19 protein-coding genes and 1 other RNA gene are annotated in these 23,141 nt (G+C 67.0%); 17 read left to right on the forward strand and 3 right to left on the reverse strand.

The features are described 5' to 3' along the window. Positions 1–8 precede the first annotated feature (8 nt). Positions 9–746 carry an outer membrane protein gene (locus BLT60_RS14610; RefSeq protein ID WP_090877276.1) on the reverse strand — a complete coding sequence of 246 codons (738 nt, stop codon included), beginning with the start codon at positions 744–746 and terminating at the stop codon, positions 9–11. A 228-nt stretch (positions 747–974) separates the two neighbouring features. Between BLT60_RS14610 and BLT60_RS14615 the strand changes: the two genes are divergently transcribed. The 3 genes from BLT60_RS14615 (at position 975) to BLT60_RS14625 (ending at position 4,124) form a co-directional block, all read left to right on the forward strand. Continuing rightward, positions 975–2,195 (forward strand): alanine racemase, encoded by a 1,221-nt coding sequence (locus BLT60_RS14615; protein ID WP_090877278.1) that lies wholly within the window; start codon positions 975–977, stop codon positions 2,193–2,195. A 27-nt stretch (positions 2,196–2,222) separates the two neighbouring features. After that, a complete protein-coding gene (locus BLT60_RS14620; protein WP_090877793.1) occupies positions 2,223–3,110 on the forward strand; it encodes a cation diffusion facilitator family transporter in 888 nt (295 codons plus the stop codon). 162 nt (positions 3,111–3,272) lie between these two features. Beyond that, positions 3,273–4,124, forward strand: a complete 852-nt coding sequence (locus BLT60_RS14625; RefSeq protein ID WP_175478455.1) for an extensin-like domain-containing protein — start codon at positions 3,273–3,275, stop codon at positions 4,122–4,124. A gap of 28 nt (positions 4,125–4,152) precedes the next feature. On the opposite strand, the gene BLT60_RS14630 is transcribed toward BLT60_RS14625, so the two are convergent. Beyond that, positions 4,153–7,968: a hydantoinase B/oxoprolinase family protein gene (locus BLT60_RS14630; RefSeq protein ID WP_090877282.1), complete on the reverse strand. Its 3,816-nt coding sequence runs from the start codon at positions 7,966–7,968 to the stop codon at positions 4,153–4,155. Between the two features lie 146 nt (positions 7,969–8,114). Between BLT60_RS14630 and BLT60_RS14635 the strand changes: the two genes are divergently transcribed. The 3 genes from BLT60_RS14635 (at position 8,115) to BLT60_RS14645 (ending at position 10,505) form a co-directional block, all read left to right on the forward strand. Further along, positions 8,115–8,741: a hypothetical protein gene (locus BLT60_RS14635; RefSeq protein ID WP_139167849.1), complete on the forward strand. Its 627-nt coding sequence runs from the start codon at positions 8,115–8,117 to the stop codon at positions 8,739–8,741. Between the two features lie 82 nt (positions 8,742–8,823). Beyond that, on the forward strand, positions 8,824–9,522 hold the full coding sequence (locus tag BLT60_RS14640; protein ID WP_090877286.1) for a molecular chaperone DjiA: 699 nt from the start codon (positions 8,824–8,826) through the stop codon (positions 9,520–9,522). 65 nt (positions 9,523–9,587) lie between these two features. Then, positions 9,588–10,505, forward strand: coding sequence for a thermonuclease family protein (locus BLT60_RS14645; protein ID WP_090877288.1), 918 nt, complete (start codon positions 9,588–9,590; stop codon positions 10,503–10,505). A gap of 20 nt (positions 10,506–10,525) precedes the next feature. Here the strand turns inward: BLT60_RS14645 and BLT60_RS14650 are convergent, their stop codons facing one another. Continuing rightward, on the reverse strand, positions 10,526–11,272 hold the full coding sequence (locus tag BLT60_RS14650; protein ID WP_090877290.1) for a ZIP family metal transporter: 747 nt from the start codon (positions 11,270–11,272) through the stop codon (positions 10,526–10,528). A 71-nt stretch (positions 11,273–11,343) separates the two neighbouring features. Between BLT60_RS14650 and BLT60_RS14655 the strand changes: the two genes are divergently transcribed. The 11 genes from BLT60_RS14655 to ftsW all read left to right on the forward strand — a co-directional run bounded on the left by BLT60_RS14655 (position 11,344) and on the right by ftsW (position 23,137). Continuing rightward, positions 11,344–12,105, forward strand: a complete 762-nt coding sequence (locus tag BLT60_RS14655; RefSeq protein WP_090877292.1) for a peptidoglycan recognition protein family protein — start codon at positions 11,344–11,346, stop codon at positions 12,103–12,105. A 33-nt stretch (positions 12,106–12,138) separates the two neighbouring features. After that, positions 12,139–12,534, forward strand: an RNA gene (gene rnpB / locus BLT60_RS14660) — RNase P RNA component class A. 420 nt (positions 12,535–12,954) lie between these two features. Next, positions 12,955–13,428, forward strand: a complete 474-nt coding sequence (gene mraZ / locus BLT60_RS14665; protein WP_090877795.1) for a division/cell wall cluster transcriptional repressor MraZ — start codon at positions 12,955–12,957, stop codon at positions 13,426–13,428. Beyond that, positions 13,425–14,465 (forward strand): 16S rRNA (cytosine(1402)-N(4))-methyltransferase RsmH, encoded by a 1,041-nt coding sequence (rsmH, locus tag BLT60_RS14670; protein ID WP_090877293.1) that lies wholly within the window; start codon positions 13,425–13,427, stop codon positions 14,463–14,465. The genes mraZ and rsmH overlap by 4 nt, the downstream gene beginning before the upstream one ends. After that, positions 14,462–14,785 carry a cell division protein FtsL gene (ftsL, locus tag BLT60_RS14675; protein WP_090877295.1) on the forward strand — a complete coding sequence of 108 codons (324 nt, stop codon included), beginning with the start codon at positions 14,462–14,464 and terminating at the stop codon, positions 14,783–14,785. The genes rsmH and ftsL overlap by 4 nt, the downstream gene beginning before the upstream one ends. Before the next feature lie 12 nt (positions 14,786–14,797). Next, complete coding sequence (locus BLT60_RS14680; RefSeq protein ID WP_090877297.1) at positions 14,798–16,537, forward strand: peptidoglycan D,D-transpeptidase FtsI family protein; 1,740 nt, start codon at positions 14,798–14,800, stop codon at positions 16,535–16,537. 43 nt (positions 16,538–16,580) lie between these two features. Beyond that, positions 16,581–18,041 (forward strand): UDP-N-acetylmuramoyl-L-alanyl-D-glutamate--2,6-diaminopimelate ligase, encoded by a 1,461-nt coding sequence (locus tag BLT60_RS14685; protein WP_090877299.1) that lies wholly within the window; start codon positions 16,581–16,583, stop codon positions 18,039–18,041. Next, complete coding sequence (locus BLT60_RS14690) at positions 18,038–19,489, forward strand: UDP-N-acetylmuramoylalanyl-D-glutamyl-2,6-diaminopimelate--D-alanyl-D-alanine ligase (protein WP_090877301.1); 1,452 nt, start codon at positions 18,038–18,040, stop codon at positions 19,487–19,489. Before BLT60_RS14685 ends, BLT60_RS14690 begins: the two co-directional genes overlap by 4 nt. Next, positions 19,489–20,574, forward strand: a complete 1,086-nt coding sequence (mraY, locus tag BLT60_RS14695; RefSeq protein ID WP_090877303.1) for a phospho-N-acetylmuramoyl-pentapeptide-transferase — start codon at positions 19,489–19,491, stop codon at positions 20,572–20,574. Before BLT60_RS14690 ends, mraY begins: the two co-directional genes overlap by 1 nt. 5 nt (positions 20,575–20,579) lie before the next feature. Then, positions 20,580–21,980 (forward strand): UDP-N-acetylmuramoyl-L-alanine--D-glutamate ligase, encoded by a 1,401-nt coding sequence (gene murD / locus BLT60_RS14700; protein WP_090877306.1) that lies wholly within the window; start codon positions 20,580–20,582, stop codon positions 21,978–21,980. Continuing rightward, positions 21,980–23,137, forward strand: coding sequence for a putative lipid II flippase FtsW (gene ftsW, locus BLT60_RS14705; protein WP_090877308.1), 1,158 nt, complete (start codon positions 21,980–21,982; stop codon positions 23,135–23,137). Before murD ends, ftsW begins: the two co-directional genes overlap by 1 nt. Positions 23,138–23,141 lie beyond the last annotated feature (4 nt).

Consider the following 23,141-nt stretch of genomic DNA (forward strand, 5'->3'; position numbering starts at 1 on the left):
GGCGTTGTCTAGGAGCCGCCGCCAAACCGCAGCGATGCGCCGACCAGGAGGTGGTTGGTCCAGACGCTGGTCGACAGGCGCCCGCCCTTGGCGAGATCAGCGTCGACCCCGGCGTAGCTGAGCTTGTATTCGCCGAACAGGGAGACCCTCTCGCCGACCGGGACGCTGATGCCCGCCAGCACCTGGGCGGCGACGCCGGTCACCTGATATTCGAAGGTCTTCGGGAAGCCCGGGCCGGTCACCTCGACATGGGGCTGGGCAAGGCCGATGCCCGCGCCGACATAGGGGCGCGCGGCGCCCAGCGGGGGCAGTTTGCGCACCGCGTTCAGCGTCATCATGTTGAGGCCGTCGGTGAACTCGAACCGGTTGAACGCATCGGACACCCGCATCTTGTTGGGGGCGGGGGCGCCCATGTACTTGCCGCTCGTCTTGACCTTTGCCGAGCCTTCGGCGCGTACCTTGGCGTGGGTATAGTCGAGCATGATGCCCCAGTCGGGCGCCGCGTCGGGCCAGTAGGTCGCCCGCGCGCCGTAGTAGGGCGCGCCCCCCTGGAAGTCGAAGGACAGGCCTTCCCAGGGAACGCTGTGCATCGTGAAGTTGGTGTCGCCGCGGCGGAACTGGGCGTCGCTGTCGAAGCTGCCGTTCCAGCCGCCGTAGAAGCCGAGCTCGAAATCCGCCGCCGCGGATTGGGAGAAGAGTGCGGTCGCGACCAGGGTCGCGGCGGTGAGCCGAAGCATCGTGCCCATGAATCAGGAGCCACCTGTTGCCAACGAGGCGAGAACGATGTCGGGCACTATAATTTTCGCGCCGGGCAAATCTCAACCGGCGATTGGCTGTTCAGTCGAGGATTTCCGAAAGTGTTGTCTAAAATCAACAGCGTGGATTTGACGCCGGCCGCGCGCCGGTCGCCTTTCGCTGCACTGCGATGGCTGGTAGCGTGATCCGGCCCGCGCGATCGCACCAACAGGTCCCCGATGGAACAATTCAAGACCGCCCGTGACGCAGCCCATGCGTTGCGGCCGGACATGCCGGTCTACTGCTTTCGGCCCCAGGTGCTGCGGGCCGACGCGCTGACCTTCAAGTCCGCCTTTCCCGGCAAGACCGCCTATGCGGTCAAGACCAACGGCGAGGACATGGTGCTGCGCGAGTTGGCGAAGGCCGGGATCGACTGCTTCGACGTCGCCTCGCCGGCGGAATTCGCCGCCGCCCGCGCCGTCGCGCCGGATGCCGAGCTGTTCTACACCCACCCGGTCAAGGCCCAGTCCGACATCCGCCTGGCGCTCGAGACCTATCGAATCCGCATTCTCGCCGTCGACCACGAGGACGAGGTGGCGAAGATCCTGCGCACCGTGCGCGGCCTCGACCTCGACCCGGAGGAGATCACGCTGCTGGTGCGGCTCGCCTCGCGCGGCCACGCGGCCTACGAGCTGTCGAAGAAGTTCGGCGCGGCTCCCGGCCATGCGGCGGAGCTCGTCCAGCGAATCGCCGGCATCGGCTTTCGCGTCGGCCTCTGCTTCCATGTCGGCAGCCAGGTCGAGGATACCGACACCTATGAGCGGGCGCTGGCCTCGGCCGCCTGGGTCCGCTCGCGCTCGGGCGTGCCGATCGAGCTGCTCGACATCGGTGGCGGCTTCCCCGCGCCCTATGGCCACGACCCGCGGCGCAAGGCGCCTCCGCATCCCGATACCGGCGAACTGGTGGCCGAGGTTGTTCGCGAGGCTTCCGAGTGGGGCTTCGACGACGTGCCGATGGTTGCCGAGCCCGGCCGGGTGATCGCGGCGCGGAGCTTCTCGCTGATCGTCCGGGTGCTGCTGAAGAAGGGCAAGCGGCTCTACATCAACGACGGCATCTGGGCGTCGTTGTCGGATTCCTGGACCGGCAAGATCACGCTGCCGGCGCGACTGCTGCCCGATCCGGCGCGGCGCAAGCGCACCGGCGATCCCGCCAATGTCGTGCCGTTCAAGGTCTGCGGCGCGACCTGCGATTCCGTCGATATCCTTTCGCGGCCGTTCTTCCTGCCGGAGACGGTCAATACCGGCGACTGGATCGAGATCGGCCATATCGGCGCCTATTCGCTGGCGCTGAGGACCCGGTTCAACGGCTTCTATCCCGATACCTTCGTCGAGGTGACGACCCCGTTCGAGGCCGGCGGGCCGGCGGAAAGCTTCGCCTCCGTCGAGACCATGGCGGACTGACCGGTGAAGGGTCACGCCGACCTTCGCATGCAGAGTACGGGGCGCATCGCGGCGATCAGCGTCGGCGTCGGTATCGCCGTGCTCGGGCTGAAGATGATTGCCTGGCTGATCACCGGCAGCGTCGCGCTCTATTCGGATGCGCTGGAAAGCATCGTCAATGTCGCCGGCTCTGTCGCCGCCCTCGCGGCGATCGCCTACAGCGCCCGCCCGGCCGACGCCAACCACCCCTATGGCCACCACAAGGCCGAGTATCTTTCGGTCGTCCTCGAGGGCGTGCTGATCATCATCGCCGCGCTGTCGATCCTGCGCGAGGCGTATTTCTCCTTCCTCGATCCCCGCATGCTGGAAGCCCCGGTCGAGGGCCTGCTGGTCAATGCGCTCGCCTCGGCGATCAACGGCGCCTGGTGCTGGTTCCTGATCACCGAGGGGCGCAAGCGCCGGTCGCCGGCGCTGGTCGCCGACGGCCGTCACCTGCTCACAGACGTGTTCACCTCAATCGGGGTCCTCGCCGGCCTGATCCTGGCGGTGGCCACCGGCATTCCCTGGCTCGACCCGCTGCTCGCCGCACTGGTCGCGGTCAACATCCTGTGGTCGGGATGGCGGCTGATCCGCGAGTCGCTTGGCGGGTTGATGGACGAGGCGGTGCCGGCGCAGATGCTGGACGAGATCCGCAGCATCATCTCGGCCAACGCGGAGGGGGCCATCGAGGCCCATGACGTGCGCACCCGCAACGCCGGGCGGGCGATGTTCGTCGACTTCCACCTCGTCGTGCCGGGGACGATGGCGGTGTCTGAGTCCCACGCGATCTGCGACCGGATCGAAAAGGCGCTGAAGACCGAGGTTCCCGACGCGATGATCACCATCCATGTCGAGCCCGAGGACAAGGCCAAGCACCAGGGCGTCGTGGTTGTCTGAGGCAATCGGCGGAACCGCCTGTTTCAGCTGTGCGATCCGGTTCGCTGGCCCCGGTTTTTGACTCTTCCTTAACGATGGCGGCGGCATGGTCGCCCCATGCTCCGTCGTGTTGCGTATCTGACGGTGACCGCTGGTCTGTGCATACTTGTCAGCGGATGCGCCTTGAACTTCCTCGGCCCCGATCGTCAGAACTCCTGGCGCGAGCAGGCCGAGCGCGCATGCATGGTGCGCAAGCCGCAGTCCTATTTCGTCGCCCAGGTCAAATCGATCAACGACAAGGGCGCCTGCGGCATTGAGTATCCGCTCAAGGTCAAGGCGCTGGAGGACGGGACGATCGGCATCGGGCCGGACGCCACCCTCGGTTGCCCGATCATGACGGCGCTGGAGATCTGGATGCGTTACTCGGTCCAGCCGGCGGCCTTCGTCAATTTCGGCATGCCGATCGTCGAGATCCGGCAGATTTCCGCGTATAGCTGCCGCACCCGCAACAGCAAGAAAGGCGCCGAACTCTCCGAGCACGCCTTCGGCAATGCCCTGGATATCGCCGGCTTCAAGCTGGCCAACGGGCGATACATCTCGGTCAAGACCGACTGGAATGGCAGCGCCGACGAGCGGGCATTCCTGAGGGAAATCTTCTCAAGCGCCTGCAAGACCTTCAAGACGGTGCTCGGTCCCGGCGCCGCCTACCACGCCGATCATTTCCACGTCGATCTCGCCCGGCACGGCAAAGACGGCACGGCGACCTATTGCAAGCCGTCGCCGCCGATGACGCCGCCGGCCCGGCGACCCTTCATCGGCGCCAAATATGCCGCGATCCCAGGCCAGCCGCGCTATGGCCTGTCGGCCGCCTATACCGGTTCGATCAGCAAGTCGCCGGACCAGGTGACGATCAGCAGCCAGTTGCCGACCTACGACTCGTCGCCGTTCTTCCCGCAGAAGGAGGGGACGGAGCAGACAATCGAGCAACTCCTGCCCGACTCCATCGACGACCTGGCGGTCGGATCCATCGAGTAACGCGGACGGAAGGCGGACAGATCGCCGGCTACGATTTCCCGTAGCCGCCGCCAGTCGGTGTCGTCACGGTGATCGCGTCGCCCGGCGCCATGCGCGTCTGGGCGCAGCCCTCGAGCACGTCGACCGATCCGTCGGCGCGGCGGACGCGGGTCTCGCCAAGCGCGCCGGGCTGGCCGCCCTCCAGGCCGTGCGGCCTGACCTTGCGATGCGAGGACAGGATCGCGCAGTCCATCTCCTCGAGGAAACGAAGCGTTCGACGGGTGCCGTCGCCGGCCGACCACTTGCCCCGGCCGCCGGTACCGGCGCGGATGTGGAAATCCTCAAGCAGTACCGGGAAGCGGAATTCCAGGATCTCCGGGTCGGTCAGCCGGGAATTGGTCATGTGGGTATGGACCGCGTCGGCGCCATCGAAGCCGGGGCCGGCGGGGGCGCCCGAGCAGATCGTCTCGTAATACTGGACGCGGTCGTTGCCGAAGGTGAGGTTGTTCATCGTTCCCTGCGCCGCGGCCATCGCCTTCAGCGCGCCGAACAGGCAGTTGGTCACCTGCTGGCTGGTCTCGACATTGCCGGCGACGACGGCGGCGGGATAACGCGGCGACAGCATCGAGCCTTCGGGGATGACAATGCGCAGCGGCCTGAGACACCCGGCATTCATCGGGATCTTGTCGTCGACCATGACGCGGAAACAGTAGAGCACGGCAGCGCGGGTCACCGGTTCCGGCGCGTTGAAGTTGGTCTTCTGTTCGGCGCTGGTGCCGGTGAAATCGACAGTCGCCTCGCGCTTGTCACGGTCGACGGTGATCTTGACCCGGATCGTCGCGCCCTGGTCGGTCTCGACCGCGAATTCGGAGTCGCGCAGCGCGTCGATGACCCGGCGCACACTCTCGGCGGCGTTGTCCTGGACGTGGCCCATATAGGCCTGGACGACGTCGAGACCGTAGTGGTCGACGATGCGGCCGAGCTCGTGGACGCCGCGTTCGTTGGCGGCGATCTGCGCCTTCAGGTCGGCGACGTTCTGGGTGACGTTGCGGCAGGGCCACCGGTGACTGGTGAGGAGGTCGACCAGCTCCGCCTCGCGGAAGCGGCCGCGATCGACCAGCCGGAAGTTGTCGATCAGCACGCCTTCCTCTTCGACGGTGGTCGCCAGCGGCGTCATCGAGCCGGGGGCCGACCCGCCGACATCGGCATGATGGCCACGCGCGGCGACCCAGAAGAGGATCTTTTTTTGCTTCCCGGTCGCGCCTTCGGCGCTCTTCGGGTCTTCTTGTTTCCCGGTCGCGCCTTCGGCGCTCCTCGGGTCTTGTTGCTTCCCTGTCGTGCCTTCGGCACTCCTCGCCTCTTCCTGCTTCCCGATTGCGCCTTGTGCAGCGGATTCGAAGACCGGGGTGCAGACGGTGATGTCGGGCAGGTGGGTGCCGCCGTTATAGGGTGCGTTGAGCGCGAAGACGTCGCCGGGGTGAATGTCGCCTTCGTTCTGGCGGATGATCGTCTCGACCGAGCGGTCCATCGAGCCGAGATGGACCGGCATGTGCGGGGCGTTGGCGACCAGCCGGCCGTCGCCGTCGAAGACGGCGCAGGAGAAGTCGAGGCGCTCCTTGATGTTCACCGAATAGGCGGTGTTCTGCAGTGTCACGCCCATCTGCTCGGCGATCGACATGAACAGGTTGTTGAAGACCTCCAGCATCACCGGGTCGGCATCGGTGCCGATCGCCTGGCGCTTCGGCAGCGGGACGACGCGGGTCATGACGATGTGGTCGCGGGCCGTGACCTCGGCCTGCCAGCCGGGCTCGACGACGATGGTCTGGTGCGGCTCGATGACAAGCGCGGGGCCGGGGACCGCGTTGCCGCGCTTCAGGTTGGCGCGCAGCAGGATGTCGGCATCGTGCCAGGCGCCATGCGAATAGAAGCGCGTCCGTCCGGCGGCCTCCGGCGGCTCGGAGGATAACGGCTCCGGCGTCTCGTCGATATCGGCGCCGCCGCCGATCGCCTCGACCTCCAGCGACTCGACGATCAGCGGCTTGTCGTCGAAGGCGAAGCCGTATTGCGCGCGGTGGGCCATGCCGAAGGCTTCCGCGATCGCGGAAGCGGTCAGCAAGGGAACGGCCGCATCGCCGAACGGGCGTTCGAGCACGGTGATCGGCAGGGTTGTGTCGGTTCCGTCGTAGCGGATATGGGCGCGGGCGACGATGGTGATGGTCGCGGCCTCGACTCCCTGTTCGCGCAGTTCGCCGACCGCTTCCGCTTCCAGATCCCCGGCGACCGGGTCGAGTTCAGCCGTCGCGTCGAGCGGCTTCATCACGGCGCGGTTGCGGGTGGCGCGGATGTCGGCGAGGCCCATGCCATAGGCCGACAGCACGCCGGAATAGGGGTGGATCAGGACCGTGCGGATGCCCAGCGTATCGGCCACCATGCAGGCATGCTGGCCGCCGGCGCCGCCAAAGCAGTTCAGCACATAGTCGGTGACGTCATGGCCGCGCTGCACCGAAATGGTCTTGATGGCGTTGGCCATGTTCTCGACCGCGATGCGCAGGAAGCCGTCGGCGACCTCCTCGGCAGGCTGGCCGGTGCCGGCCTCAGCGGCCAGTGCGGCGAAATGCTCGGCGACGACGGCGGCGTCGAGCGGCTGGTCCTGCTTCTCCCCGAAGATGTGAGGGAAGTGTTCGGGCAGCAGCTTGCCGACCATCAGGTTGGCGTCGGTGACCGCCAGCGGGCCGCCGCGCCGGTAGCAGGCCGGGCCGGGCATCGCGCCGGCCGATTGCGGGCCGACCTGGTAGCGGCCCTGCTCGAATTTGAGGATCGAGCCGCCGCCGGCGGCGACGGTGTTGATCCGCATCATCGGCGCGCGCATGCGCACGCCGGCGACCTCGGTCTCGAAGGTCCGCTCATAGTCGCCGTCGAAATGCGAAACGTCGGTCGAGGTGCCGCCCATGTCGAAGCCGATCACCTTGCCGAAGCCGGCAAGGCGCGCCGTCTCTACCGCCGCGACCACGCCGCCGGCCGGTCCGGAGAGGATCGCGTCCTTGCCCTGGAACAGGCTGGCGTCGGTCAGTCCGCCGGACGACTGCATGAACATCAGCCGCGGCACTTCCTCGTCGCGATCGGGAACCGGGTCGGTGACGGTGCGGGTGGTGGCGGGACTGCTCAGTTCATGCGCGACCTTGAGGACGTAGCGGCGCAGCAGCGGCGAGAGATAGGCGTCGACCACGGTGGTATCGCCGCGGCCGACCAGCTTGATCAGCGGCGACACCTCGTGGCTGGCCGAAACCTGCGGGAAGCCCATCCGCCGCGCCAGGCTGGCGACCTGGCGCTCGTGGTCGGGCCAGGCCCAGGCATGCATGAAGACAATGGCGACGGAGCGGATGCCGTCCTGCCATGCCGATTCGAGGTGGCGGCGAATCTCGCCGGTATCGGGTGTCTTCTCGACGGTGCCGTCGGCGCGGACTCGCTCGTTGATCTCCCGGACGCGCTCATAGAGCAGTTCCGGCTTGACGATCTTCCGGGCGAAGATGTCGCTGCGAGCCTGGTAGCCGATTTCCAGCGCATCGCGGAAGCCGCCGGTGATCAGCAGCAGGACCCGGTCACCCTTGCGTTCGAGCAGGGCGTTGGTGGCGACGGTGGTTCCCATCTTGACGGAGGCGATGGTCTCCGGCCTGATCGAGGCGCCATTGGTGAGTCCCATCAGCCGGCGGATGCCGGTGACGGCGGAATCGCGGAATTCCGAACGATATTCCGACAACAGCTTCGTGGAGGTCAGGCGTCCCTGCGGATCACGGCCGATGACATCGGTGAAGGTGCCGCCGCGGTCGATCCAGAAATCCCATTTTCCGGTTGAAGTCGTTTGCATTGAGATGGCAGTTCCCGTTCCAGGACGTCGGCTGAATATGCGATGAGGGGAGCGAGCGCCCGGTGAGGCGGGCAGGGGCCTAGGTTTTACAGGCTCCAAACGCTAACTTCCGCCGCAACCGGCGCTTTTGTCTGGTGGAGTAAGAAATGAAATTTGGGTCTATCATTGTCGCTCTTTTTGCCTGGATCGGCGCAGACAGTATGGCATTCGCCGCCTGCCAGGGGAGCACCATTCTCTATCAGGACAGCTTCGACAGGCTACAGCCAACCTGGGGTACCGAAACCGAATCGTTCAAGGTCGTTAACAGCCAGCTCGAGGTCCAGCCGCCGGCCGATACATACTACTGGTCAGCGAATTCCGCCAATCTGTACGACGACATCGACATGTGCGTCACCATGACCACCCTCGCCGAGGTCGATCCGCTCGAGTCGAAGGCCGGCCTGGTCTTCTGGTACGGCGACGCCAACAATTTCTACGTTTTTGAACTGGCGCCGAACGGCAAGGCCTCGGTCTGGCGCCGGCAGCGCGGCAAGTGGCTCGCCCAGGTCGAGTGGCGCGACGCGGAAAGCGCCAACCAGGGCGACGGTGCGATCAACGAGTTGCAGGTGACGACCATCGGCAGCAAGGCGACCTTCTACGTCAACGGCCAGAAGTTCGAGGAACTGGAGGGTTCGCCCCCCGAAAACGGCCAGCAGATCGGCATCTTCGCCGCCTCGCCGCCGACCGGCGTCGCTGGCTTCGGCTTCGACAACCTCGCGGTCACCAAGCCCTGACCGGAGCGGCGCGGGTTGACCGCACGGCAGCGTCGGCAAGGGCGCGTGCCAACCACGCATTGGAAGTGGCGAGAGCGCCGCGATGAGCATGTGGACCTGGATCGGCGAGGTCGCCGAAGGCGGGGCAGGGGCGGTCGGCGCGCTGTTCGACTGGGTCGGCAGCGTCTTTGCCAGCATCGGCGACACCGAAACCCGCCGGCAGGTCGCCTTCTCGGTTTCGCTGATCGCGCTGTCGGCCAAGATGGCCAAGGCCGACGGAGTCGTCACCTCGGACGAGGTCGCCGCCTTCCGCCGATTCTTTGTCATCCCGCCGACGGAGGAGCGGCATGTCGCCCGGCTCTTCGACCTCGCCAAGGGCGATGTCGCGGGCTTCGAGTCCTACGCCAACCGGATCGTCCGCCTGTTCGGCGATGAACGCCAGGCGCTTGAGGACGTGGTCGATGCGCTGTTCGCCATCGCCGGCGCCGACGGCCTGATTCACGAGGCCGAACTGGTCTATCTCGAGCGCGTCGCGCAGATCTTCGGCATCGACGACGCGGCTTTCGACAGGATCGCCGCCCGTCATCTGGTTCCCGAGGGCGGCGACCCTTACCGCATCCTCGGCGTCGAGCGGTCGATGACGCTCGCCGAGATCCGGACGCGCTACCGGTCGCTGGCCAGCGAGAACCATCCCGACGTCCTGCACGGTCGCGGCCTGCCGCCGGCGGCAGCCGCCCTGGCGCATGACCGGATGGCCGCCATCAACCGCGCCTTCGACCAGATCAGCCTGGAGCGCGGTTGATCAGTTTTTGTTGATTGTGACAAACGACAATGTCAACCTTTGCGCGATAAAGGCGGGAGGGTACCATGCCGTTCACGTTAATCGGGGGCTCATTTCATGTTGTCGGTTATTCGCCGGATGGGGATTCCATTCGGTTCGGGCCCGACAATCCTCACCTCCTCGATAGTCTGAGTGGACCTCCGGCGCGGCTCAACGGACGCGGACACGCCCAGTTGCGGATCGAGGCGATCGATGCCCTCGAAACTCATTACTCTCCGCCGAGCGGCGGCGGATCCTACAGCCAGCCCCTGGCTCTGGCGAACGAGGCAAGGGATGCCCTGCTGGATTTTCTCGGCATCACAGGGGTCGTCTGGGCCGATGGCCGGAACGTCGCCCTAGCCGCAGATGGCCCCGTCGAGGGCTATATTCTCGCGCGCGCCGTCGAAAAATACGGTCGGCCGATCGCTTTCGTTTTCGCGGGTTCGCCCCCTGAACCCGATGGCTCGTCGGTCAGGCTTGAGGTGCCGCGTCTGAGGCAATCTTTCAACTATCACGCGTTGGAGCGTGGCTTGGCCTATCCGACTTTCTATGAGGGATTGTTCCACGATCTTCGTGACGCGATGGCGAGTGCGGCGACCGACGCGAGGGCCAGCGGTCGTGGTCTGTATGCGTCCGATGCGACCAACAGCGGTGTCGATGTCGCGTCACTCAAGGCGATCACCGACGACGATCCGATCATGCCCAAGCTCTTTCGGCGGTTGGTCGAGCATGTCGCATTCTACGGCACGGTTGACGGCTTCAAGGCGAAAATGGAGCAATATGCCGAGCCGGTCTTTGATCTCGAGGAGCAGAATTTTACACACTTCGATTCATTCATCGATCAGGTGGGAACGACGGTGACGTTGACCCGTTTGCCGGAACTCCTAGTGTTTGACGCGATGCCGGAGCGGCCGGCAGAGACCTTCTCGATGTTAATGGGGGACGAGACGACCCACTTGGACTGAGTAAGTCCTTTGGCGGCTGATCAGGCGAGGCCGTGCGACAGCGCGAAGCCGACGAGGAAGCCGATAGCCGCGACGAGGCCGGCGGCGTCATGTGTCTCCTCGAAGGCCTCCGGGATCATCGTGTCGGCGATCATCGCCAGCAGCGCACCGGCGCCGGCCGCCTGCATGAGTGCCGTCGCCGTGGACGACAGGCCGGCAAAGACGAGGTAGCCGACCAGCGCCAGGATGCCGCTCAGCACCATCGTCACGGCCCACAGCCGGAACACCGCCGACACCTTGCGGCCGGCCGCCTTCATGCCAGCGCTCGACGACAGCGCCTCGGGAACATTGGACAGGAAGACTGCGACAAAGGTGGCGATCGCCACGCCCTCGCCGTCGATCAGGCTGAGGCCGATGACGATCGATTCCGGGATGTTGTCCATGATCGAACCGATGGCGATCGCCCGGGCGTTGGCCCCGTCCCGGCCGCGAGTCGAGCGCTTGCGATGGCGGGCGCCGGCGCGGGCGAGGGCGATCGAGACGACGGTGAACAACGCGGCCCCGCCGAGGAAACCACCAACCACCGGCAGCAGCCCGGCATGGCCGAAGGCCTCGTCCATCAGGTCGAAGGCGATGACCGAGATGAGGATGCCGCTGCCGAAGCCCATCACCAGCGCGACCGCCCGCCGCGGCAGGTTGGCATAGAGGCCGATCACGGCGCCGATCAGCAGGCCGCTGCCCGAGGCAAGCCCCCAGGCGAAGGCGAGGCCGGCGTCCCCGGCGTTCATCGCTGGCCTGCGGCTGGTGGTGTCACGGCGTCCCTTCGGCTATCCCGGACAAGCGAATCGGAAATGCGACAATGCTAGCGCCCGACACGATCGAACAGCACCCATCGCCGAACCATGGTCCGCGTCCGCGCGGAACGCCGGTCGATATCCTGTTGCTCCACTATACGGGGATGGAGACCGATGTCGGTGCGCTGTCATGGCTGTGCAACCCGGCCTCGCAGGTTTCCAGCCACTATTTCATCTTCGAGGATGGCCGGGTCGTCCAGCTCGTCGACGAGAGCCGGCGGGCCTGGCATGCCGGCCGGGGGAGCTGGGCCGGCGACACCGACATCAATTCGCGCTCGATCGGCATCGAGCTTGCCCATCCGGGCCATGAACACGGCTATCGCGCCTTCGCCGATCCGCAGATCGCCGCGCTGATCGCGCTCAGCACCGGCATCCTTTCCCGTCACCCGATCGCGCCGGCGCGGGTGCTCGCCCATTCCGACGTGGCGCCGGCCCGCAAGGAGGATCCCGGCGAGCTGTTTCCGTGGCAGCGATTGCACGCGGCAGGCATCGGTCATTGGGTGCCGCCGGCGCCGGTCGCCGCCGGGGCGGCATTCCGGCGGGGGGACCGGGGCGACGCAGTCGCCGACCTCCAGCATCGATTCAGGCAATACGGCTACGGCCTTGACGAAGACTCGGAATTCGGGCCGGAGACCGAGGCGGTGGTCGTTGCCTTCCAGCGTCATTTCCGCCCAGCGTGCTTCGACGGCGTCGCCGACGCCGCGACGTTGGCGACGCTCGACCGGCTGATCGCCGCCCTGCCTGGCGCGGTTCCTGCCGGGGCTTGACCCGCATCGGCCCGCGCGCCTATCTCAGCGCCGTCAGTTGGCTGGACGGCCGCTCCCGCACCGGTGGAAACGCCGCGGGAGAGGAAAGTCCGGGCTCCATGGAAACACGGTGCCGGGTAACGCCCGGCGGGGGGCGACCCCAGGGAAAGTGCCACAGAAAGCAAACCGCCCGGCCGGCTTCGGCCAGCCGGGTAAGGGTGAAAGGGTGGGGTAAGAGCCCACCGCGGGACCGGCGACGGGACCGGCATGGTAAACCCCACCGGGAGCAAAACCGAATAGGGACGACGCGAGGTTCGCCTCAGGCCCGTTTCCGGGCCAGTCGTCCGGGTAGGTTGCGTGAGGCGTCCGGCAACGGGCGCCCAAGATGAATGGTCGTCACGCGGCGGAAACGTCGCCGTACAGAACCCGGCTTACAGGCCAACTGGCATGATTGGGAGGCCGTCGTCCGACAAGGGCGGCGGCCTCACCCGTTTCGGGCGAGCCGGCGCACAGCTGGCGGTGTCCCGTCCCGAGCCACGCTCGGCGACGATCGGTGGGGCGACGATCCGCGACTCGCAAGGGATTCCCTGCCGCGGCGACCTCTGATTCAATGATTCCTTAAGACTAACAGTCGATGAATATTCTTCGAGAGAAGCAGCTGATCAGGCCCGGACTCCGTTGCCTCCCAGTCTGTCCCATGGTATCCCATGTTATCCCACGAGAGGGTCGGAGCGTTGCCACCATCGCGTTGCGCCAACGCCGAGTTGCAGTTCGCGTTTGGACGGCCGGTTTGGCGGCATCCGGTGATCGGCCGGCTCTCGGACGGGATCGCGCAGCGGGCGGCGCTGCGCGATGGCGCAGGCGAGGGGCATGGACGAGTTCGTTTCGACCTTCACGAACCGGCTGGACGCAAAGGGCAGGGTCTCGATCCCCGCGCCCTTTCGGGCGGTGCTGACGGTCGACGGCTTCGAGGGGCTCTATTGCTGTCCGACGCTCGACCGGCAGGCGATGGACGCGGGCGGCAACCACTTTCGCGACATCATCCGGGCCAGCCTCGCCAATTTCGAGCCCTTTTCGGAGGACCACGAATATCTGTCGACGACGCTGATCGGCGAGAGCGAGATCCTCAAATACGATCGCGAGGGGCGGGTGGTGCTGACCGATACGATCCGGGCCCATGCCGGGATCGACGACAAGGTCACCTTTGTCGGCCAGGGCTACAAGTTCCAGATCTGGGAGCCGGAGCGGTTCACCGCCTATCGCGAGGAAGCCAAGAACCGCCTGCGCGACCTGCGCAAGACTCTGGGCTCCGGTCCACGGCTGGCAGCGGGAGCGGCGGAATGATCGCGGCGCGCGGCAGCGACGATCATGGCGTCACCGGCGGAGCGGCCCCGCATGTCCCGGTCCTGATCGAGGAGGTCATCGAGCATCTTGCCCCGATGGCGGGCGAAACCTTCATCGATGGCACCTTCGGGGCCGGTGGCTATACCGGTCGCATCCTCGATACCGGCGCGTCGGTGATCGCCATCGACCGTGATCCGACCGCCCTTGAGGCCGGCCAATCGATGGTCGCGGCATCGGACGGGCGGCTCACCCTGGTCGAAGGCCGCTTCTCCGATCTCGATCAACTGGCTGCCGATCAAGGCCATGAAAAGGTCGATGGCGTCGTCCTCGATGTCGGCGTCTCGTCGATGCAGCTCGACCGGGCGGAGCGCGGCTTCTCCTTCCGCCAGGACGGTCCGCTCGACATGCGAATGGGCGGCGACGGACCGACGGCCAGCGATGTCGTCAACACCATGGAGCCGCGCGACCTTGCCCGGGTGATCGCGGTGCTCGGCGAGGAGCGCAAGGCGCGTCTGGTGGTCGCGGCGATCATGCGCGCCCGCGCCGATCGCGCCATCACGACGACCGGCGAGCTTGCCGAGATCGTCTCGCGCGCCATCGGGCGACAGAAATTCGGCGAGATCCACCCGGCGACCCGGACCTTCCAGGCGCTGCGCATCTTCGTCAATCGCGAGCTCGACGAACTGGCCGATGCGCTGGCGGCGTCCGAGCGGGTGCTGGCCGAAGGCGGGCGCCTCGTCGTCGTCGCCTTCCATTCGCTCGAGGACCGGATCGTCAAGCGTTTCCTGGCCGACCGTTCGGCGGAGCGCGCCGGCGGCTCGCGTCACATGCCGGAGGCGCAGCTTGAGCCCCCGACCTTCACTCTTCTGACCCGGGGCACGGTGTCGCCGGGCGAAGCCGAGGTCGATTCCAATCCCCGCGCCCGCTCGGCGCGGCTGAGGGCCGCGCGACGGACGGCGGCGCCGTCCCGCGCGCTCGACAAGACGGCGATCGGCGTTCCCGATCTGCCGTCCTTTTCCATCGGGAGACCATCATGAGGCGTATCTTCAATCTCGTGCTGCTCGGCATGATGATCGTGACGGCGGTTGTCACCTACGACCTGAAGCACTCCGCCGAGGAGGCGTCGAAGAAGGTCGCGCGGCTCCACGCCAACATCGCGGCGGAGCGGGAGGAAATCGCGCTTCTCAAGACTGAATGGAGCCTGCTGTCGCAGCCCGGCCGTCTCCAGTCGCTGATTGAGAAGTACCAGGATCACTTCCAGCTCGAGCCGTTCGTCACGTCGCAGGTCGCGACCCTCGACGAGATTCCCGTGCGCGAGGAGGATGCCGCCGAACCCACCACCGTGGCGGCGAGATAAGGCAGACATACGATGACCACCGTCGATCTCGCCAGCATGCCGTCGGAAGTCGCGCGTAGACACCACGACGACGCGCCCGTCCACAGGCCGAGGGTGGTGCGGCGGGCGTCGCGCGATACCCGCGACTCGATGCGGCCGCGCATCCGTCTGGCGATGATCGTCTTTTCGCTTGCCTTCCTGACGATCATCGGTCGGCTGGTCAGTCTTGGCATGATGGAACCGGTCCCCGGCAATTACGGCGTCAACCCCAACGACGCGATCGCCACCGGCCGGCCCGATATCATCGACCGCAACGGCGAGGTGCTGGCCGCCGACATCAAGACCGCCTCGGTCTATGGCGAGCCGCGCAACATCATCGATCCTGACGAGGCGGCGGAACTGCTGGTCACCGTGCTGCCCGATCTCAAGGTCGATGCGCTGCGCAAGCGGCTCAGCGGCAATGCCGGCTTCGCCTGGATCAAGCGGGAGATCACGCCGAAGCAGCGCCAGGCCATCCACTCCCTCGGCATCCCCGGCATCGGCTTCCTGACCGAGAACCGGCGCTTCTACACCGCCGGGCCGACCGCGGCGCATATCCTCGGTCTCGTCAATGTCGACAACCAGGGGATCGCCGGCGTCGAGAAATATGTCGACGACCAGTGGCTGGCCGACCTCCATGCGGCGGGCTTCGCGCGCGGCGAGGAACTCGATCCCGTCCAGTTGTCGATCGACATCAGCGTCCAGCACATCCTGCATGACGAACTGGCCCAGGCGATGGAGCGCTACAGCGCCATCGCCGCCTCCGGCATCATCCTCGACGCCCATACCGGCGAGGTGATGGCGATGGCATCGATACCGGACTTCGATCCCAACAATCCGGTCGACGCCAACAAGCCGGATCGCCTCAACCGGATCACCGCCGGCGTCTACGAGCTCGGGTCGATCTTCAAGAGCTTCACCTTCGCCATGGCGCTCGATTCGGGCGCGGTGACCATGAATGACCGAATCGATGCCACCAACGCGCTCCGCGTCGGCCGGTTCACGATCAACGATTTCCACGGCAAGCACCGGGTCCTCACGGTCCCGGAAGTCTTCATCTATTCCTCGAATATCGGTTCGGCGCGCATGGCGATGAAGGTCGGCCAGGAGGGGCAGCAGGCCTATCTCCGCAAGTTCGGCTTCTTCGACATTCCCAAGACGGACCTGCCCGAGGTCGCCGCGCCGATGATGCCGAAGAAGTGGTCCGACCTGACCATGATGACCATCGCCTTCGGCCACGGGCTGGCGGTAACGCCGCTCCAGGTCGCCATCGCCGACGCCGCGCTGGTCAACGGCGGCAAGCTGATTCCGCCGACTTTCCTCAAGCGCAGCCGGGCCGAGGCCGACAAGCTCGCGGTGCGGATGGTGAGCGAGGAAACCAGCCGCCACATGCGCGACCTGTTCGCCCTCAACGTCGAAAAGGGCTCCGGCCGCAAGGCCGCGGTGCCCGGCTATAACGTCGGCGGCAAGACCGGAACGGCGGAAAAGGCGGTTGCCGGCGGCTATTCGGCCAACAAGCGCCTCAATTCCTTTCTAGCGGCTTTTCCGATGGACGATCCACAATATGTCGTACTTGTCGTGCTTGACGAACCGAAACAGGCGAAAGATGGTGGCGGCGCCACCGCCGGGTGGAATGCCGCGCCGACCGTCGAGGCCGTCATCCGGCGTACGGCGGCGCTGCTCGGGGTCAAGCCGAGGACGATTCAGGACGGCGTCGTCCTGGTATCGAACTGACGGGGCCGTCAACGTAATCGCCAAACCGAAGCCAGCGCGGGATATGCTTCTCGGGGACCTTACCGCCAACGACCTGACGATCGACACGGGGACCGCTGCGATCGACATCACGGGGATCGCATCGGACAGCCGGGCCGTTGGCCGCGGCTTCCTGTTCGCAGCGCTACCCGGGTCGACGACCGATGGCGCGCGCTTTGTCGACATGGCCATCGCCGCCGGCGCCGTCGCCGTGCTGGCCGGAACCGGGGCGGACATCCCGTCGCTCCCGGGCGTCGCAGTCCTGCGTGCCGACGATCCGCGTCACATCCTTGCGCTGATGGCGTCGCGGCTGCATCCGCGCCAGCCCGACAAGCTGGTGGCGGTGACCGGCACCAGCGGCAAGACCTCCGTCGCCACCTTCGCCCGCGAGATTTTCGCCACCGCCGGCCACGAGGCCGCCAGTCTCGGCACGATCGGCATCGCCAGTCGCCGCTGGAGCACCTACGGACGCCTGACCACGCCCGACCCGATCGCCTTGCACGAGGCGCTCGACCGGCTGGCCGGGGAGGGCGTCACCCATGCCGCGCTGGAGGCGTCGAGCCACGGCCTCGACCAGCGCCGGCTCGACGGGATCAGGATCGCCGCCGCCGGCTTCACCAATCTCGGCCGCGATCACATGGACTACCATCCGACGGTCGCCGATTATCTCGCCGCCAAGCTGCGGCTGTTCACCGCAATCCTGCCGGCCGACGGCACGGCGGTGGTCGACATGGACGGCGCCCATGCGGTCGACGCCCTGGCGGCGGCTGAGGCCCGTGGCGCGCGGCTCATCCGCATCGGAAGGCAGGGCGCGGAAATCCGCATCACCGGCCTCGAGGCTTCGGGCTTCCGCCAGCGACTGCGCTTCGACGGATTCGGCAAGCCCTACGATGTCCTGCTGCCGCTCGCCGGTGCATTCCAGGCCTCGAACGCGCTGGTCGCGGCTGGCCTGGCGATCGGCGCCGGCATCGCGCCGGAGACCGCCTTCGGCGCGCTGGCCGGGCTGGAAGGCGCGACCGGACGGCTCGAACTTGCCGGCCGCAAGGCCAATGGCGCGCTGGTCTTCGTCGACTATGCCCACAAGCCGGATGCCATCGCCACGGTGCTCCAGGCGCTGCGGCCGATGACCGCCGGCCGCCTTGTCATCGTCTTCGGCGCGGGTGGCGACCGGGATCCGGGCAAACGGCGATTGATGGGCGAGGCGGCGTCGGCCCATGCCGATGTCGTCGTCGTCACCGACGACAATCCGCGCAGCGAAGCGCCGGCTTCGATCCGCAAGGCGATCCTCGAAGGGGCGCCGGGCGCGATCGAGATCGGTGACCGTGGCAAGGCGATCAGCGAAGCGATGGCCATGCTCGGCCCGGGCGACGTGCTGTGCGTTGCCGGCAAGGGCCACGAGACCGGCCAGATCGTCGGGGCGGAGGAGTTGCCCTTCTCCGACCACCAGGTCGTCCGCTCGGTGCTGGCTGCCGAGGAGGCGGCATGAGCGACTATCTCTGGACCTTCAACGAAATGGTCGAGGCGATGAACGGTCGTCCGGTCGGGTCGTTTCCGGCCGGCGTCACGGGCATCTCGATCGACAGCCGCACCGGTGCGCCGGGCGATGCGTTCTTCGCCATTCGTGGCGACACCTTCGACGGCCACAGCTTCGTGTCGATCGCGCTGGCCGCCGGGGCCAGCACGGCGGTGATTTCTGAGGCCAAGCTTGCCGCGCTCGGCCATGTCACCGGATCGCTGGTGGTGGTCGACGACGTGCTCGAAGGACTGGTCGCGCTCGGCCGGGCGTCGCGGGCGCGCAGCAGCGCGCAGATCGCGGCGATCACCGGCAGCGTCGGCAAGACCAGCACCAAGGCGATGCTCGCCGCGGCCCTTTCGGCCGGCGGCACGGTCCACGCGTCGCCCGCCTCCTTCAACAACCACTGGGGCGTGCCGCTGTCGCTGGCGCGCATGCCGCTCGCCACCGATTTCGGCGTCTTCGAGATCGGCATGAATCACGCCGGCGAGATCGCGCCGCTGGTCGGCATGGTCCGGCCGCATGTCGGCATCGTCACCACCATCGCGCCGGTCCATCTCGAATATTTCGACAGCGTCGAGGACATCGCCCGGGCCAAGGCGGAGATCTTCCTCGGCATCGAACCGGGCGGCGCGGCGATCCTCAACCGCGACAACCCGCATTTCGACCTGCTCGCCGCGCTGGCGCGCGAAGCCGGTGTCGAGCGGATCGTCGGCTTTGGCGAGCACCCGGATGCCAATGCGCGGCTCGAGGCGATGGACCTCAAGGCGGAGAGCTCCGGCATCCTGGCCACCATCTTCGGTCACGAAGTGACCTGCGAGATCGGCGCGCCGGGGCGTCATGTCATCCAGAACAGCCTCGCCGTGCTGGCGGCAGTCGAACTGATGGGCGGCGACCTCGACGCGGCGGCGCAGGCGCTCGGCCACCTCAGCGCGCCGAAGGGACGCGGATCGCGCCACATCCTCGACCTCGGCGGCGGCGGCGCGACCCTGATCGACGAGAGCTACAACGCCAATCCCGCCTCGATGCGCGCCGCGATCGCGCTGCTCGGCCAGGCGGCGCCCTCGGGCGGCCGTCGCATCGCCGTCCTTGGCGAGATGCTGGAACTCGGCGACGAGGCGGCGGCGATGCATGCCGATCTCGCCGAGCCGCTGGTCGAGGCCGGGGTCGAGGCGGTCTATCTCGCCGGGCCGATGATGGAAGCCTTGTGGGAGGCGCTGCCGGACTCCCGTCGCGGCGCCATCGCCGCGACATCGGCGGAACTCGAGCCGCTGGTCGCCGAGGCGCTCGGGCCCGGCGACGTGGTGATGGTCAAGGGGTCGAATGCCAGCCGGATGGGGCCGCTCGTCGAGTCCCTGAAGGCGCGCTTCGAAGCCGGGCCGACGGACGCCGGTGACCGGCAGGGACAGGAAATCGCCTGATGTTCTACTATCTGAGCCAGTTCGGCGATCAGGTCTCGGTCCTCAACGTCTTTCGCTACATCACCTTCCGCACCGGCGGCGCGACCTTCACCGCGCTGCTCTTCTCTTTCATGCTCGGGCCGGCGATCATCTCGGCGCTGCGCATCCGCCAGGGCAAGGGCCAGCCGATCCGCGCCGACGGGCCGCAGAACCACCTCGTCACCAAGATCGGCACCCCGACGATGGGCGGCCTGATGATCCTGTCCGGGCTGGTCGTCTCGACGCTGCTGTGGGCGGACCTTTCCAGCCCCTATGTCTGGATCGTCCTCTTCGTCACCCTCGGCTTCGGGCTGATCGGCCTTTACGACGACTACCTCAAGGTCACCCGCCAGACCCACAAGGGCTTTTCCGGCAAGGCGCGGCTGTCGATCGAATTCGCCATCGCGCTGATCGCCTGCTTCTTCGTCGCGCAGGTTGGCCAGGCGCCGCTATCGACCGAGCTGACCTTTCCCTTCTTCAAGGACGTCGTCCTCAATCTCGGCTGGTTCTTCGTTCCGGTTGCCGCCTTCGTCGTCGTCGGCGCCGGCAACGCGGTCAACCTGACCGACGGCCTCGACGGCCTCGCCATCGTCCCGGTGATGATCGCCGCGGCCAGCTTCGGCATCATCGCCTATCTCGCCGGCAACGCGGTCTTCGCCGACTACCTGCAGATTCATTTCACCCAGGGCACCGGCGAACTCGCCGTCATCTGCGGCACGGTGATCGGCGCCGGCCTCGGCTTCCTCTGGTACAATGCGCCGCCTGCGGCGATCTTCATGGGCGATACCGGCTCGCTGGCGCTCGGCGGCATGCTCGGCGCGGTCGCCGTCGCCACCAAGCACGAGATCGTGCTGGCCATCATCGGCGGCCTGTTCGTGCTCGAGGCGGTGTCGGTGATCATCCAGGTCGGCTCCTACAAGCTGACCGGCAAGCGCGTCTTCAGGATGGCGCCGATCCATCACCACTTCGAACACCTTGGCTGGACCGAGCCGCAGATCGTCATCCGCTTCTGGATCATCGCCGTGATGCTGGCGCTGATCGGCCTCGCCACCCTGAAGATCAGGTAGGCGCGATGATCCCGGCCACCAGCTTCAACGGCAGAAACGTCGCCCTGTTCGGCCTCGGTGGCAGCGGTCGGGCGACCGCGGCGTCGCTGGTTGCCGGCGGCGCCGTCGTGTCGGCCTGGGACGACAATGCCGAGGCGGTCGCGGCCGCGCAGGATTCCGGCATCCCCGTCGGCGACCTGAATACGGCCGACTGGAGCGCCTTCGATGCGCTGATCCTGGCGCCCGGCGTGCCGCTGACCCACCCGGTGCCGCACTGGACGGTGGCGAAGGCGGAACAGGCCGGCGTCGAGATCGTCGGCGACATCGAGATTTTCAGCCGCGAGCGCAAGCGCAGCGTGCCGATGTCGCCCTTCGTCGCAATCACCGGCACCAACGGCAAGTCGACGACGACCGCGTTGATCGGCCATCTGCTCAAGTCCGCCAGCCGCGACACCCAGATCGGCGGTAACATCGGCACACCGGTCCTGATGCTCGATCCGCCGCGCGTCGGCCGCTACCACGTCATCGAGGTATCGTCCTTCCAGCTCGACCTCGCGCCGGGCATCGCTCCGTCGATCGGCGTGCTGCTCAACGTGACGCCGGACCATCTCGACCGCCACGGAACGCTCGACCTTTACGCGGCGATCAAGGAGCGGCTGGTTGCCGCGTCCCGCATCGCCGTGGTCGCCGTCGACGACGGGATCACCCAGGCGGTCGCCGACCGGCTGGAGCAATCGGGACGGCGGGTGGTGCGGGTGTCGACCCGGCGGACGCTCGCCGACGGTGTCTATGTCGCCAACGGCACGGTCTTCGAGGCGGATAATGGCGCCTCGACCGAGATCGCCAGGCTCGGCGGCGTCGCGTCGCTGCGCGGCGACCACAACGCCCAGAACGCGGCGGTCGCCGTGGCGGTGGCGAAGAAGTTTGGACTGAGTGACGACGAGATCCGTCAGGGGCTGGCGACCTTCCGCGGCCTGCGCCACCGGATGGAGCAGGTCGGGCAGCGCGGCCGCGTCATCTTCGTCAACGATTCCAAGGCGACCAACGCCGATGCCGCGGCCAAGGCGCTGGCGAGTTTCGACCGCATCTACTGGATCGCCGGCGGGCGGGCCAAGGAAGGCGGCATCGAGAGCCTCGCCGGCTATTTCCCGCGCATCGCCAAGGCCTACCTGATTGGCGAGGCGGCGGACGATTTTGCCGGCACGCTAGGGGCCACGGTCCCCTTCGAGGTGTCGGGGACGCTAAGCGAGGCGATCGCCTCCGCGGCCAGCGACGCCGCGCTCGATGGAGCGCCCGAGGCGGTGGTGCTCCTGTCGCCGGCCTGTGCGTCCTACGACCAGTTCCCGAATTTCGAGCGGCGCGGCGACGCGTTCCGTTCGGCAGCGCTGGCGCTCGATGGCGTCCGCAACCGCGAGGAGGCAGCCTGATGGTAAGCCGAGCAGATCGATCCCCCTTCGCCGAGTGGTGGTGGACGGTAGACAGGTTCCTTCTCGTCGGGTTCGTCGCGCTGATGCTGGGCGGCGTCGTGCTCTCGCTGGCGGGCAGTCCGGCGGTCGCCGAACGCCTCGGCTTTGACAGCTTCCATTTCGTCAACCGACACCTCGCCTTCTTCGTGCCGGCGCTTCTGGTGATGCTGGGTACATCCTTCCTGACCCCGCGCCAGGCCCGTCGCGTGGCGATGGTGGCGCTGGTCATCTCGCTGCTCCTGATGCTGGCGGTTCTGCTGGTCGGCGTCGAGAACAACGGCTCGCGGCGCTGGATCAACATCTTCGGGCTGTCGCTGCAGCCGTCGGAATTCATGAAGCCGGCCTTCGTCGTCGTCGTTGCCTGGCTGTTTGCCGAGAACACCCGCCGGCCCGATATCCCGGGCAACCTGTTCGCCCTGATCCTCCTGATCATCGCGGTGGCGCTGCTGATCGCCGAGCCGGATTTCGGTCAGACCATGCTGGTCGCCGTCGCCTGGGGGGCGCTGTTCTTCATGGCCGGGATGCCATGGCTGTGGATCGCCGGCCTGTTCGCGGTGGCGATCGGCGGCATGGTGACCGCCTATACCGCGCTGCCCCATGTCGCGGCGCGCGTCGACCGCTTCCTGTCGCCTGAATCCGGCGATACCTTCCAGGTCGATACCGCCATGCAGGCGATCCTTGGCGGTGGCTGGCTGGGAATGGGACCGGGCGAGGGCACCGTCAAGCGCATCCTGCCGGACGCTCATACCGACTTCATCTTCGCCGTCGCGGCCGAGGAGTTCGGCATCGTCATCTGCGTCGGCCTCGTCGTCCTCTTCATGCTGGTGGTGCTGCGCGGCCTGTCCGACGCGATCCGCAAGGACGACGCCTTCACGCGGCTCGCCGCGGCGGGCCTCGTCGTTCTCTTCGGCGTCCAGTCGGTCATCAACATGGCGGTCAATCTCAGCCTGATGCCGGCCAAGGGCATGACCCTGCCATTCATCTCCTATGGCGGCTCGTCGATGATCGCCGTCGCCTTCGGCATGGGGCTGCTCTTGTCGCTGACCCGCCGGAGCGCCGAGATGCGTCCCTTCCCGCCGCGCATGAATGATCGGCGGATGCGGCCGAGCGCCGCCTGAGCCG

The sequence above is a fragment of the Bauldia litoralis genome (genome assembly GCF_900104485.1).
Classification (GTDB): Bacteria; Pseudomonadota; Alphaproteobacteria; order Rhizobiales; family Kaistiaceae; genus Bauldia; species Bauldia litoralis.

Excerpts from the sequence above, each read along its gene's own strand:
- BLT60_RS14610 (WP_090877276.1), bottom strand. The coding sequence starts at position 746 with ATGGGCACGATGCTTCGGCTCACCGCCGCGACCCTGGTCGCGACCGCA.
- BLT60_RS14615 (WP_090877278.1), top strand. The coding sequence starts at position 975 with ATGGAACAATTCAAGACCGCCCGTGACGCAGCCCATGCGTTGCGGCCG.
- BLT60_RS14620 (WP_090877793.1), top strand. The coding sequence starts at position 2,223 with ATGCAGAGTACGGGGCGCATCGCGGCGATCAGCGTCGGCGTCGGTATC.
- BLT60_RS14630 (WP_090877282.1), bottom strand. The coding sequence starts at position 7,968 with ATGCAAACGACTTCAACCGGAAAATGGGATTTCTGGATCGACCGCGGC.
- BLT60_RS14635 (WP_139167849.1), top strand. The coding sequence starts at position 8,115 with ATGAAATTTGGGTCTATCATTGTCGCTCTTTTTGCCTGGATCGGCGCA.
- BLT60_RS14640 (WP_090877286.1), top strand. The coding sequence starts at position 8,824 with ATGAGCATGTGGACCTGGATCGGCGAGGTCGCCGAAGGCGGGGCAGGG.
- BLT60_RS14645 (WP_090877288.1), top strand. The coding sequence starts at position 9,588 with ATGCCGTTCACGTTAATCGGGGGCTCATTTCATGTTGTCGGTTATTCG.
- BLT60_RS14650 (WP_090877290.1), bottom strand. The coding sequence starts at position 11,272 with ATGAACGCCGGGGACGCCGGCCTCGCCTTCGCCTGGGGGCTTGCCTCG.
- BLT60_RS14655 (WP_090877292.1), top strand. The coding sequence starts at position 11,344 with ATGCTAGCGCCCGACACGATCGAACAGCACCCATCGCCGAACCATGGT.
- mraZ (WP_090877795.1), top strand. The coding sequence starts at position 12,955 with ATGGACGAGTTCGTTTCGACCTTCACGAACCGGCTGGACGCAAAGGGC.
- rsmH (WP_090877293.1), top strand. The coding sequence starts at position 13,425 with ATGATCGCGGCGCGCGGCAGCGACGATCATGGCGTCACCGGCGGAGCG.
- ftsL (WP_090877295.1), top strand. The coding sequence starts at position 14,462 with ATGAGGCGTATCTTCAATCTCGTGCTGCTCGGCATGATGATCGTGACG.
- BLT60_RS14680 (WP_090877297.1), top strand. The coding sequence starts at position 14,798 with ATGACCACCGTCGATCTCGCCAGCATGCCGTCGGAAGTCGCGCGTAGA.
- BLT60_RS14685 (WP_090877299.1), top strand. The coding sequence starts at position 16,581 with ATGCTTCTCGGGGACCTTACCGCCAACGACCTGACGATCGACACGGGG.
- BLT60_RS14690 (WP_090877301.1), top strand. The coding sequence starts at position 18,038 with ATGAGCGACTATCTCTGGACCTTCAACGAAATGGTCGAGGCGATGAAC.
- mraY (WP_090877303.1), top strand. The coding sequence starts at position 19,489 with ATGTTCTACTATCTGAGCCAGTTCGGCGATCAGGTCTCGGTCCTCAAC.
- murD (WP_090877306.1), top strand. The coding sequence starts at position 20,580 with ATGATCCCGGCCACCAGCTTCAACGGCAGAAACGTCGCCCTGTTCGGC.
- ftsW (WP_090877308.1), top strand. The coding sequence starts at position 21,980 with ATGGTAAGCCGAGCAGATCGATCCCCCTTCGCCGAGTGGTGGTGGACG.